We start from the raw sequence: 11,684 nt of genomic DNA, 5'->3' as shown, positions 1-11,684 counted from the left end.
CTCCGCATCGAGCAACCCTCGCGTGATAGCGGCTTGACCGGCGAACCGGTCCTTGCCGTGATGGTTTCCGCCTGAACTGCAGCGACCCGCAGCCCACCCGGTCTCCCCCGCACCAACCACTCGTCATGATCTCGCTTCGGTGCAGCGGATGGGTGGGAGAATCGCATGGTGGCGGAGAGGGGGGATAGATCGGCGCAAGATTCTCGCAACGCCTTGCCCGGCCTCGTGATTGTGGCTCCACTCACCCCCTCCCATCCTCCCCCGTCAGAGGGGGAGGTGCCGCATCGCGTTTGGGGGACCATCGAGCCAACCTCGCCGGCCGTCATCCCGGCGCAAGCCGGGACCCAGTGCACCGGCTGATCCACCCGCGCGAGCACGTCCGACCCATCTGTGATGGACCGGCGCGGTTCGTGCCGCACCAACGGTCCGAGCAGTGGGTCCCGGCTTTCGCCGGGATGACGGCTGGTGGGGAGATACGGAATCTAGCGGCCCGTCAGCCCCTTACATCCATTTCTTCTTGCGCATGAAGAGGTAGATGGCGACGCCGAGGACGCAGAGGAAGCCGGTGACGATCCAGAAGGCGTAGGGGCTGTCGTGGAAGGGGATGCCGTCGACGTTCATGCCCAAAATGCCGCTGATGACGGTGAGCGGCATCAGCACCACAGTGGCGGCGGCAAGCAGCAGCATGGTCTGGTTCATCTGCTCGGCGCGGGTATCGAGCAATTGTTCGTGCACCAGCACGGCGCGCTCGGAGAGGGTCTGCATTTCGTCGCCGAGGCGGGCGGTGCGCGCGGCGGCCTCGCGCAGGCGGACGCGGTCGCGGGTGGTGAAGAAGCTCAGGTCTTCGATTTCGAGCGTCGTCAGCACGTCGCGCTGCGGCCAGATCAGGCGCCGCATGTTGATGAGCGTGCGGCGCAGGTGGGCGAGGCGGGAGCGGGTGTCGCCGCTGCGGTTCAGCATCAGCGTTTCCTCGATGGTGTCGAGGCTATCGCCCATCCGCTCGATCAGCGGCTCGATACGATCGGCGGCGCGCAGGGCGAGGCGTGCGACCAGATCGGCCGGCGAGACCGGGGCGTGATGGGTCTGCTGCCATTGGGTGATGCCGAGGAACTCGACGATGTTGAGTTCGGACGCGATGATCACCCGGCCCTTCTCGATCCAGAGGCTCAGCAGCTGGCGGCCGACATCCTCGGGATCGGCGCCGGGGCGGGCGACGCGCAGCACTACCAGGGCGCGGTCGTCGAGCACGGTGCAGCGGCTGCGGGTGGAGGGCACCGTGATCAGGTCGGCATTGAAGTCGCCGAGCTGGCGCTTGAGCCAGACCTTGAACTCCGGCGCCCGGGAATTGCCCGAGATCAGCGCGAAGCCCTTGGCCGGGGTGGCGAAATCCGCCTCCTCGGCCTCTTCGAGCTTGCGGACGCCGCCGCGGCCGTCGAACTGGACGATGGTCATCCAGTCCTTGATGGGCTGGCGGTGACTGCTGGAAGGCAAGGTGTCGCCCATCGGGGCTCCGTTAGCTCAGCCGCGACAGCGCTTCGATGAGGCGCGCACGGCGATCCTCCGCCTCGGCGCGGCGGCTGCGCTGTTCTTCGATGACCTCTTCGGCAGCCTTGGCAAGGAACTGCTCGTTGCCCAGCTTCTTGTCGATCTTCTCGATCTCGACCGTTTCCTTGGCGATGTCGCGCTTCAGTCTAGTGCGTTCTGCATCCAGATCGATGACACCGGCGAGCGGCAGCACAAAGGTGGCCTCGCCGAGGATCAACTGGGCGGAATCGCGTGGCACGTCGGAGGTGTAATCGACGCTTTCGAGGCGGGCGAGACGGGTGAGCGCCGACAGGTTGGCCTCAATACGGGTGCCGGTGGTCTCCCCTGCCCCGACGACCAGGAGCTTCACCTTGGCGCCGGCGGGGACGTTCATTTCCTGGCGGACCGAGCGGATGCCGGAGATCAGGGCGACGAGCCAATCGAGCTCGGCCTGCGCATCGGGGTCTTCGAGGCCGGCGAGTTCGGGCCATTCGGAGATGATCAGCAGCTTTTCGCGCGCCGGGCCGGTTTTGCCGGTTTCCGCCCACAGTTCTTCGGTGACGAAGGGCATGAAGGGGTGGAGGAGCTTGAGGATCTGATCGAGAACGAAGCCGGCAGTCGCCTGGGTCTCGGCCTTATGGGCCTCGTCCTCGCCGGTGAAGACGGGCTTGGCCAGCTCGATGTACCAGTCGCAGAAGGTGCCCCAGACGAAATCGTAGGCGGCGTTGGCGGCTTCGTTGAACTTGTAGTCGGCGATGGCGGCGGTGACGTTGGCCACGGCGCGGGCGGTGGAGCCAATGATCCAGCGGTTGAGCGCCAGGGTGTTCTTCTTCGGATCGAACGCCTCGACGCGGGCGCAGCCGTTCATTTCGAGGAAGCGCGCAGCGTTCCAGAGCTTGGTGACGAAGTTGCGGTAGCCCTCGACGCGCGAAATGGCGAGGCGCATGTCGCGGCCCTGAGCGGCCATGGCGGCGAGGGTGAAGCGGGTGGCGTCGGCGCCGTACTCGTCGACGAGGCTGAGCGGGTCGATGACGTTGCCCTTGGTCTTCGACATCTTCTGGCCCTTCTCGTCGCGGACCAGGGCGTGCATGTAGACGGTGTGGAACGGCTCGGTGCCGGTGAACTCCAGGCCCATCATCATCATGCGGGCGACCCAGAAGAAGATGATGTCGAAGCCGGTGACGAGCACATCGGTCGGATAGTACTTGGCGAGCTCGGGGGTCTGGTTGGGCCAGCCCATGGTCGAGAACGGCCACAGGGCGGAGGAGAACCAGGTGTCGAGCACGTCTTCATCGCGGTGCAGCGGGACCTTGCTGTCGCTCAGTTCGGCGAACGGGTCCTTGTGCTTACGCATGTTCCAGGTGTCGGCATTGAGCCGGTCGCGCTGGGTGGTGTCGAAGGTGGTGAAGGCCTTGACGTAGTCGGGCGCGGTAGCGCCGCCGCCGTAGACCTGGATCTTGCGGTTGCCGTAGTAGGCCTGCGCCTGGATGATGGCTTCGGCTTCGTTGTCGGCGACGAAGCACTTGAGGCCGGCGTCGCGGTTGTTGAAATCCGGATCGGTGTTGAGGCGCGGGCCGTACCAGGCCGGGATCTGATGGCCCCACCAGAGCTGGCGCGAGATGCACCAGGGTTTGATGTTCTCCATCCAGGCGTAATAGGTGTTCTCGTAGCTCTTGGGGACGAACTTGGTCCGCCCCTCCTTCACCGAGGCGAGCGCCGGCTCGGCCAGGATGTCGGCCTTCACGAACCACTGGTCGGTGAGGAACGGCTCGATGACGATCAGCTTCGACTTTTCGTCGTAGGGGACCATGATCTTCTTGTCGTCGACCCAGACGAGGACGCCCGACGCTTCGAGCTCGGCGACGATCTTGTCGCGCGCGTCGAACCGATCGAGGCCACGGTACTCGGCGGGAACCGTGTTGTTGAGCTTGGCCGTGGTGGTGAAGATATTGATCGGCTTCAGGCCGTGGCGTTGGCCGACTTCGAAGTCGTTGAAATCGTGCGCCGGCGTGATCTTCACCGCGCCGGAGCCGAGTTCCGGGTCGGCATACTCGTCGCCGATGATCGGGATGCGGCGGCCGACGATCGGCAGGATGGCGTGCTTGCCGATGAGGTGCTTGTAGCGCTCGTCCTCGGGATGCACGGCAACCGCGACGTCACCGAGCATGGTCTCGGGGCGCGTGGTGGCGACGGTGATGGTCTCCTCGCTGCCCTCGATGGGGTAGCGCAGGTGCCACATCTTGCCATTGGTCTCGATGTTCTCGACTTCGAGATCCGAGATGGCGGTCTCGAGCCCGGGGTGCCAGTTCACCAAGCGCTTGGCGCGATAGATCAGGCCCTTCTCGTAGAGCGTGACGAACACCTTGCGGACGGCCTCGCTGAGGCCCTCGTCCATGGTGAAGCGCTCGCGCGACCAGTCGGCGGAGGCGCCGAGGCGGCGGAGTTGGTTGAGGATGGTGCCGCCGGATTCGGCCTTCCACTCCCAGACACGCTCGAGGAACTTTTCGCGGCCCATCTCGCGACGGCCGGGCTGCTGGCGCTCGGCCAGCTGGCGCTCGACGATCATCTGGGTGGCGATACCGGCGTGGTCGGTGCCGGGCTGCCACAGCACGTCCTTGCCGCGCATGCGCTCGAAGCGGATCAGGATGTCCTGGATGGTGTTGTTGAGCGCGTGCCCGATGTGTAGCGAACCGGTGACGTTGGGCGGCGGGATGACGATCGAGAAGGTCTCGGCGCCGGGCTTGGCCCCTGCCCCTGCCTTGAAGGTGCCGGCCTTGTCCCACTGCTCGTAGATGCGGGTCTCGACGGCGGCGGGGTCGTAAGTCTTCTCAAGCATCGGTGGTTTCCAACGGCAACGGCCCGCGCGCACCAAAGTGCCGGCGGGCCCCAGAACTCAGTGGCTAGGTCTAAAGCAAAGGCGTGAGGGGGAAGTCAACACAAAGCCATGTGGTGACGACGAGGTATGCAGCGCAAGGGGCGGCCGGTGACGGCCGCCAGTCGTCAGCGATCGACTACTTGCCGCCGCGCGAGACCCGGGCGATTTCCTTTTCCACCATCCGCTCGACGACGGAGGGGAGGTTCTCGTCCAGCCATTCCTTCAGCATGGGGCGCAGCATTTCGCGCATCATGTCTTCGATGGTGACGCCGCTGGTGACGGTCGAGAGGCCCGAGAGCCGGGCGAAGGTGCTCTTCACCGCCGACTGCGTGGTCGGCTCGAGCAGCTCTTCCGCGAGATCGGACGAAAGGGTCGGATCGGGCATCGGCGCGGCCATGGCTACGGCGGCGGCCGGGCGCGGTGCCGGGCGCTCGTAGGCGGGCGCGGCAACACGCGGCGGCGGCACGTAGGCCGGCACCGGCGCGGGCTCATCTTCCTCCTGGTCGAAGGAAATGTCGTCCGGATCGATGAGCGTGGCATCGAGATCGGGCGCCGGAGCGGTGCCTCCGAGCAGTTCGGAGAAGCTGAGGCCGGGCTTGGCTTCGTCCTCGGCAGCGGTGTCGCGCAGGATCTGCTCAGGCGACAGCGCCAGCGGCTCGGGCTCCGGCTCGACCGGGCGCGGTTGCGGCACGAAGCTGCGGGCCGGCGGCGGTGCGGGCATTACCGGCTTTTTCGGCGCTGCCCCAGCGTCATCATCGGCGATGATCTGTCGGATCGAGGACAGGATCTCGTCCATCGAGGGCTCTTTGGGCGCCGGCTTGTTCATAACTGCCTCACATTACCCGCCAGATACGCGGCCGCACTTTGGGCAGACTCGGCGACAAACCGAATCGGCTGCACTCAATCTAGTGCAAGCGATGGCGCTTTGTGAATCGGCGGCACACCAGCAGTAGAAGTCTTCCCCCAGACAAATCCGGGGGAAGATCCCAATGTAGCGGCTTGACCTAGGCCAGCGCCGCCCGATTGCGGAAGATGGTGTAGACGAAGATCAGCATGCCGATGATGGTGGCGATGGAGGCGATCTGTGCCAACCACTCGCCCTGCCCCGAGGTGGCCATGGCAACACCAATGCCGATGGTCAGCGCGCCGAGCAGTGCGACCCAGAAATGCACCAGCGCCACTCGGGTCTGCGCCGCGGCGGGCACCAGCTTGTAGTAGACGCCATAGATCACCATCGTGACGAAGCCCACGAGGTTGTTGTGGGCGTGCCCAGGCGACAGCGCGTGGTCCTGTGTGATGGCCATCTGGATGCCCCACGCCATGCCCGCGAGCCCCAGCAGCGCGCCGATGGCGATGAACCAGAACGGTAGTGACTTCATTGCTTCCCCCAAAACGGCGGGCCGCCCCTCGCAGCCCGCACAGAAAAGCCGCGACGCGGGACTCGCGTCGCGGCTTGATTCGGAAGGTTAGGCCACTGCCTCGCCGGGGTCCACGCTACCCCGAGCACGAACTCAGTCGTCGAGCGCGCGCAGTTCTGCCCAGACGTCCTCGACGGTCGCAATGTAACCGTTGGCCGAATGCACCGGCACGTTAAGGCCCAGCACTTCGGGGGACAGCTTGCCTGCGGCAGAAAGCAGCGAGAAGGCGGCGATCATCCGGGTCGAGCGGGCAGTGATCAGCGACTCGCGGGCGGTCGTCAGTTCCGCCTGCGCGTTCAGCACGTCCAGGGTCGTCTTCTGGCCGACATCGCGCTCCTGAATGGTGCCTTCGACCACGAGCTGGTTGGAGGCGACTGCCGCCTCGGCAGAGGTGATCTGGGCCGTGGCGTTCTGCAGCGTCGACCAGGAGGAAATCACCGCTTCCCGGATGGTGTCGCGCGCCGAGAGCGCATCCACTTCGCTCCGGATCTGCTCGATATTGGCCTTGCGCAAGCTGGCCGACAGCGCGCCGCCCGAATAGATCGGGATCGAGAGCTTCAGCTGGGCCGAACCACCGAGGCTGCTGGTCGTCGCATCGGTGATGCTGCTGTACTGCATCTGAGCCTCGATGCCGCCGATCAGGCTGAGCGTGGGGCCGAATGCAGCGCTCGCCGCGTCCGACCCTGCCTGGGCGACACGGATGGCGGCGCGGGCGGACAGCAGCGCCGGGTGCCGATCCTCGGCGGAGGCTATGGCGCTGTCGATGGAGGCCGGCAGCGACTTGCCGAAATTGAAGTCCGACGACAGGCCCTTGGGCTTGTGGCCAACATAGCGCTCGTAGCTCGCCTGGCTGGTCTGCAGCGAGGCGATAGCCGCCCGGTAGGACGAAACGGCCGCTGCCTGGCGGGCCTTGGCCTGCGAGACATCGATCTTGGTGCCCTCGCCAAGACGAAGCCGATCATCGGCCGAGCTCACCTGCGCATCGAAGAAGCTCATGTTGTCGGCGCGCAATTGCACCAGCTGGGTGTCGCGCAACACGCCGTAGTAGGCCTGCACAACCGCCAGCAGGACGTTCTGCTCGGTGTTGCGCAGCGCGTATTTGGAGACCTCGGTCCCGGCGCGCGCCTGCTCGATGTCGGCGTCGGTCTTGAAATTGTCGAACAGCGTCTGGCTGTAGTTGATCCCCGCGGTGGACGAGAAGGCAGTGGAAAGGTCGCCGCCCTGCGGCGCGGACCAGGAACCGCCAACGGTGCCGGAAGCCGCGATGGCGGGCAGCTTGCCCGACTTGGCCAGCGCGATGTTCTCGGCACTCGCCTTCACGCTCAGCAGCGCCGACATGATTTCGGGATTGTTCTGATAGGCGCTCTCGAGCGCCGAGCGGAGACTCTCCGCATGTGCCGCCGTCGCCAGCAGACTAATAGCCATGGCAAGGGCGCCCGCCCGCATTGCCCCCAGGTAACGCATAGTCCAAAACCTCCGACAGCCTACCGACGATATGCCGGGCACATGGGACGCACAACCTCGCAACTCAAGTGTTGCGACGTTTTAACCTTTGAAATGTTTAGCCGCGTGATTGAGCGGCAACACTGCCGAACCGCGGGTCAGTTATGAACCAGTAGTCTTGCCGCGCCTTTAAAACACGAAATTTTCGGCGCGCGGCTCTGCGGCCAAAGGCGGCAGGGTGGTGTTGAACTCGCTGCGGCCGGCGACTTCGCCGCCTGATTTGACGAAGACATGGGCGACTGATGGTCCGTCGGCGCTGATGAGTGCGACCAGCCGCCCGCCATCGCGGAGCAGATGGAACAGCGAGGTGGGCTCAGCCCGCAACGTGCCCTCGACCACGATGGCGTCGAAGTGGTCGACCGGCAGGCTGGAGCCATCGAAGCCGCCGACAGCGATCGTCGCATTGGCAACGCCGATGGCAGCCAGATTGGCGCGGGCCTTGTCGGCGAGTTCCGGGTCGGGTTCGAGGCCCGTCACTTCGGCTGCCAGCCGCGACAATACGGCAGTGGAATAGCCGGTGCCGGCGCCGACATCGAGTACGTGGTCGGTCGCGGCAATCTCGGCGAGCTGGACCAGCCGGGCAAACGGCGCCGGCGCCCCAAGGTACCGGTCGCCGCCGAGCGCGTGCACCACATCGGCATAGGCCAGCGCCTCGCGATCGGCCGGCAGGAACGCTTCGCGCGGCACTTCGCCCATCGCAGACAGCAGACGATGATCGGTAACGGTGCTGGTGCGCAGCTGGTTGTCGACCATCCTGAGGCGGGCAGTAGCGAAGTCGGCCATCTCGGCTCCCTTGGTTGGAGGCGTCAGGCAGGTGCATACCGCCCACAGATGAATGCTTCAAGGAGGCGCGGACGACGCTGCACCGGCAAACGGCGGCGCGATCCCGCTCCGGCTATCGGAAGCCCAACCGGATCGGCGACTGGCCGCGAAGAACCTGCAGCAGGGCCGCCACGTTGATGATGACCCCGAGCATTTCCAGCAGTTCCTCCAGGGCGATGACTCGGGTCCAGTTCAGCCAGGAGGGGAACTGCGCCTGGCCCTCGACAACCGAAGCACCGTACATTTCGACGCCCAGGGCGCCGGCGAGAAACACCAGCGCGGCCACGGCAAAGGTGGCGGTTATTGCGGGTGGCAGGGTCAGAATGAACCTGCCGAACACGGCAGCGACAGCGATAAACAGCCCTCCGCCGAACAGCACCCAGGACCATGCGAGCACACCCTCCATGTGCACGACCAGATCGAGCAGCGCGCCGATATTCTCATGGAGTGAAGCCGCCTCGTCGAGCGACAACAGCACAAATACCGCGGCAAGGCCGAGCCAATGCCAGACGGCACGTCCCGCCTGCCTGTCCCCGGCAGCTGCAACCGCAGCCAGCCCTGCAGACAGCATCCACAGGGCCGAACTGAACCAGGAAGGGACGGTGCCCTCCGCGTTCATATCGAACATCAGACGCCAGTAGCGTTCGACCTCGACGTCGGTATGCAGATAGCGGCTGGTGACAAAGTACGCGACGGTGAGTGCAACCGCCGCGACCAGCAATGTGAGGAGCAGCATCACGGACGAGAACGTCAGGGTCCGATCGGGAACCTCCCCCGACACACGCTCGTAGGCGTCGTCGCGTGCGCTCATCTTCGACCCTCGAAGCCGCAAGACGATACTATTGCGCACCGGGACAGAAGACAACACGCGTTCAGGTGATGAAGCACCGGCAGCATCGACAGCCATTTAGGGAGAGGATTGGAGGCCACATCCGGAATCGAACCGGAATACACGGATTTGCAATCCGCTGCGTAACCACTCCGCCATGTGGCCCCACCGTCGCGGTTCATATGGCAGAGCAATTCTTTCTGCAAGCTGAACGGCGAGGGATGTCAGCGGAAATGACCGGGGCCCGCGTGCGGGACCCGGTTGATGCACCCGGTGGTGATCAGAAGTGGAAGTTTACGCCGACCTTGACCGTGGACCCGGCAATGTCGAAGCGATCACCGCCATAGCCCACGACATCGACGCTGCCGAAATTGGTGTAGAGATACTCCGCCTTCAGCGAGACGGCTTCGCTGACCATGTACTCGGCACCGACACCGGCGACCCAACCGCCGATGAACTGCTGATCGTCGGACACGTCCAGATTGGCGACGGCGAGGCCGGCGGTGCCGTAGAGCAGCAGGTCGCCGACCGCGTAGCCGAGGCGGCCACGGAGCGTGGCGAGGCCCTTGATGCCGTCGTCTTCGTCCCAGTGGTCGGTGTCGTCACCTTCAAGAATGCCGGCAGCCGACAGATCCGCTTCGACGCCGAACACTAGCGAGTCCGCCTGGAAGTTGTAGCCGGCCTGAACGCCGCCGAGCCAGCCGTTGAGGGTGGCGAGATCGGTGTCATCGCCGTCGTGCGCAGCATCGAAGTCAGAATAGCCGGCGTGTGCGCCGATGTAGAAGCCGGTCCAGTCGCGGCTTGCGGTGACGATTGCCTCATCGGGCGTTGGAACGTAGAGGTCGGCAGCGGTTGCGGTGCCGGTGAGCAGCCCGGCAAACGCCAGGGCGCCAAAGATACGCGTAGTCATATAGACTCCAGTAGACTGAAGCCCCCCGACGCCGCTCCTCTATGGTGGCCGGAAGATTGTCAAGGGAGCGAGCCATTGGGCGGCGAGATATGGTGCAGAATCAACACACTACGGCAGGCTTGATCCTCGCCGGTGGGCGCGGCGAGCGGCTCGGGGGGACAATCAAATCGGAGTTGGTGGTCGGCGGCGTGAGGCTGCTGGAGCGGGTCGCGAGCCGGCTCGCCGGCTGCGCGCCGCTGCTGGTGGCACACGGGCGAATCGAGCCGGCGCTGCTGGGGCTCGAGGCGCGGATGATGGCCGTTCCCGACCTCGATGGCGACTATGCGGGGCCGCTGGCTGGACTGGCCGGCGCCATCGCCTATCTCAATGGGCTGGCGGGGGTGCCGGAGCTGTTGATCAGCGTGGCGGTCGACACACCTTTCCTGCCGGAGGACTTCGTCGGGCGGCTGGTTGATGGCCTCGGCGAAGCGCCGGCAGCGATCGCGTCGTATGGGGGACAGCCCTACCCCACCAACTCGATCTGGCGCGTAGCGCGATTCCGTGACCTGCCGGAGCGCATTGCGGCGGGAAGCGCGCCGCGCAGCCTCAAATCGCTGTGTAGCGAGGCCGGCGGCATCGAGGTCGAGTGGCCGGTTGCCGCTGGAGGCGATCCGTTCGGCAACGTCAATACGCCCGGGGATCTAGCCGAAATGGAGCGTCGCTCGGCCATCGCGGCGGTACAGCGGGATTGAGTTTTCCAGATCGGAAATTCGGGCTTGGCAAAGGAAATCAAAAGCGCTAAACGGGCGCTGCCTTCCCCGGAGGGCTCGTGTTCCGCGATAGCTCAGTTGGTAGAGCATTCGACTGTTAATCGAATGGTCCTTGGTTCGAGTCCAAGTCGCGGAGCCACTTTTCCCTCACAGATCATGACGACCAGCGACAACGTTGCGTTGTCGTGCGGTGCCGCGCGTCAGGCCGGCGTCTCGATGATGCGGCCGGCGACGCTGGCGAAGAACTCGCGGTAGCGGGCGGCCGGCATGGCCAGCAGGTTGAAGTGGAACCGCTCCTCCTCGAGGTCTGATCGGGCGAGGATCCGGAAGTGCGGGAACGGGCGCTTGACGATGCGGCAGCAGACGTAACCGTCGTGCTCGAGGTGCTCCACCATCTGCTCGCAGCGCAGGCGGTCGGCCGTGACGGGGGCGCGCATCTCGAACATGATGTAGGGCCTGAGTTTGCGGACGACGGTCTTGGCGCCCTGCAGTACCTTCAGCTCGAAGCCCTCGACATCGGCCTTGAGGAAATGCACCTTCTCGATGTGGTGGTCGCGGACGTACTGATCCAGCGGCAGTACGGGGATCTCCCACGCGCCGGACGTGGCCTCGTGCAGCGACCAGCCACCGAGATTGAGGGCGTCATCGGTCAGGGCCAGGTCGAGGTCCATCTGCCGCACTTGCAGGGTGCCCGCGGCATCTCCCAGCGCCTTGGCGTTGATCACGATATCGTGCCAGCCATTGCGGGCCATGCCGAGCTTCAGGAGGGCTGCCGTGAAGGGGTTGGCCTCGAAGGCATGGACTGCGCCGCGCGGGCCGACCAGGCAGCGGAACAGTGCGGTGTAGTAGCCGATATTGGCGCCGACATCGATGGCGGTCGCCCCGGCGCGCAGCAGTTGCGCGACGATCGCCGTCTCGGCCCACTCGTACTGGCCGTCGGCGAGGATGGTGCGGGTGATGCGATCGGCCTTGACGCCGATCAGCGTGCCCCAGGGCGTTGGGATGTCCTGGAGGCGCGCCTTCTGCCTGCGGGTAATGGCGAAATCCACCGCGC

At 65.3% G+C, this 11,684-nt stretch carries 10 protein-coding genes and 2 tRNA genes; 2 read left to right on the top strand and 10 right to left on the bottom strand.

Annotated features, from left to right (window positions below):
• Positions 1–501: 501 nt before the first annotated feature.
• From AC1DV8_RS11590 to AC1DV8_RS11550, 9 genes are all read right to left on the bottom strand, one after another.
• Positions 502–1,503, bottom strand: coding sequence for a CorA family divalent cation transporter (locus tag AC1DV8_RS11590; protein WP_477151017.1), 1,002 nt, complete (start codon positions 1,501–1,503; stop codon positions 502–504).
• A gap of 10 nt (positions 1,504–1,513) precedes the next feature.
• On the bottom strand, positions 1,514–4,360 hold the full coding sequence (locus tag AC1DV8_RS11585) for a valine--tRNA ligase (RefSeq protein WP_477157563.1): 2,847 nt from the start codon (positions 4,358–4,360) through the stop codon (positions 1,514–1,516).
• A gap of 175 nt (positions 4,361–4,535) precedes the next feature.
• On the bottom strand, positions 4,536–5,225 hold the full coding sequence (locus AC1DV8_RS11580) for a PopZ family protein (protein ID WP_477151019.1): 690 nt from the start codon (positions 5,223–5,225) through the stop codon (positions 4,536–4,538).
• A gap of 178 nt (positions 5,226–5,403) precedes the next feature.
• Positions 5,404–5,778, bottom strand: a complete 375-nt coding sequence (locus AC1DV8_RS11575) for a hypothetical protein (RefSeq protein ID WP_477151020.1) — start codon at positions 5,776–5,778, stop codon at positions 5,404–5,406.
• 132 nt (positions 5,779–5,910) lie between these two features.
• Positions 5,911–7,242: a TolC family outer membrane protein gene (locus tag AC1DV8_RS11570; RefSeq protein WP_477151021.1), complete on the bottom strand. Its 1,332-nt coding sequence runs from the start codon at positions 7,240–7,242 to the stop codon at positions 5,911–5,913.
• A 207-nt stretch (positions 7,243–7,449) separates the two neighbouring features.
• Positions 7,450–8,103: a protein-L-isoaspartate O-methyltransferase family protein gene (locus AC1DV8_RS11565; protein ID WP_477151022.1), complete on the bottom strand. Its 654-nt coding sequence runs from the start codon at positions 8,101–8,103 to the stop codon at positions 7,450–7,452.
• A 112-nt stretch (positions 8,104–8,215) separates the two neighbouring features.
• Complete coding sequence (locus tag AC1DV8_RS11560) at positions 8,216–8,953, bottom strand: hypothetical protein (RefSeq protein ID WP_477151023.1); 738 nt, start codon at positions 8,951–8,953, stop codon at positions 8,216–8,218.
• A 109-nt stretch (positions 8,954–9,062) separates the two neighbouring features.
• Positions 9,063–9,136: transfer RNA gene (locus AC1DV8_RS11555), tRNA-Cys, on the bottom strand.
• Positions 9,137–9,251: 115 nt separating this feature from the next.
• Positions 9,252–9,881 carry an outer membrane protein gene (locus tag AC1DV8_RS11550; RefSeq protein ID WP_477157562.1) on the bottom strand — a complete coding sequence of 210 codons (630 nt, stop codon included), beginning with the start codon at positions 9,879–9,881 and terminating at the stop codon, positions 9,252–9,254.
• Between the two features lie 89 nt (positions 9,882–9,970).
• Here AC1DV8_RS11550 and mobA point away from each other — a divergent pair, with 89 nt between their 5' ends.
• Positions 9,971–10,612, top strand: coding sequence for a molybdenum cofactor guanylyltransferase (gene mobA / locus AC1DV8_RS11545; protein ID WP_477157561.1), 642 nt, complete (start codon positions 9,971–9,973; stop codon positions 10,610–10,612).
• Between the two features lie 81 nt (positions 10,613–10,693).
• A tRNA-Asn gene (locus AC1DV8_RS11540) sits at positions 10,694–10,769 on the top strand.
• Positions 10,770–10,830: 61 nt separating this feature from the next.
• On the opposite strand, the gene AC1DV8_RS11535 is transcribed toward AC1DV8_RS11540, so the two are convergent.
• The gene (locus AC1DV8_RS11535; RefSeq protein ID WP_477151064.1) at positions 10,831–11,679 is read right to left on the bottom strand and encodes an FkbM family methyltransferase; all 849 of its coding nucleotides are present in this window, start codon (positions 11,677–11,679) and stop codon (positions 10,831–10,833) included.
• Positions 11,680–11,684 lie beyond the last annotated feature (5 nt).

It is taken from the genome of Devosia sp. P3_B2 (assembly GCF_056402875.1).
The sequence above is the reverse complement of the archived record's forward strand: the minus strand, read 5'-3'. Positions and strand labels throughout refer to the sequence as shown.

Coding starts and splice junctions, on each gene's coding strand:
- AC1DV8_RS11550 (WP_477157562.1), bottom strand. CDS start 9,881: ATGACTACGCGTATCTTTGGCGCCCTGGCGTTTGCCGGGCTGCTCACC.
- AC1DV8_RS11575 (WP_477151020.1), bottom strand. CDS start 5,778: ATGAAGTCACTACCGTTCTGGTTCATCGCCATCGGCGCGCTGCTGGGG.
- AC1DV8_RS11560 (WP_477151023.1), bottom strand. CDS start 8,953: ATGAGCGCACGCGACGACGCCTACGAGCGTGTGTCGGGGGAGGTTCCC.
- AC1DV8_RS11580 (WP_477151019.1), bottom strand. CDS start 5,225: ATGAACAAGCCGGCGCCCAAAGAGCCCTCGATGGACGAGATCCTGTCC.
- AC1DV8_RS11565 (WP_477151022.1), bottom strand. CDS start 8,103: ATGGCCGACTTCGCTACTGCCCGCCTCAGGATGGTCGACAACCAGCTG.
- AC1DV8_RS11570 (WP_477151021.1), bottom strand. CDS start 7,242: ATGGCTATTAGTCTGCTGGCGACGGCGGCACATGCGGAGAGTCTCCGC.
- mobA (WP_477157561.1), top strand. CDS start 9,971: ATGGTGCAGAATCAACACACTACGGCAGGCTTGATCCTCGCCGGTGGG.
- AC1DV8_RS11590 (WP_477151017.1), bottom strand. CDS start 1,503: ATGGGCGACACCTTGCCTTCCAGCAGTCACCGCCAGCCCATCAAGGAC.
- AC1DV8_RS11585 (WP_477157563.1), bottom strand. CDS start 4,360: ATGCTTGAGAAGACTTACGACCCCGCCGCCGTCGAGACCCGCATCTAC.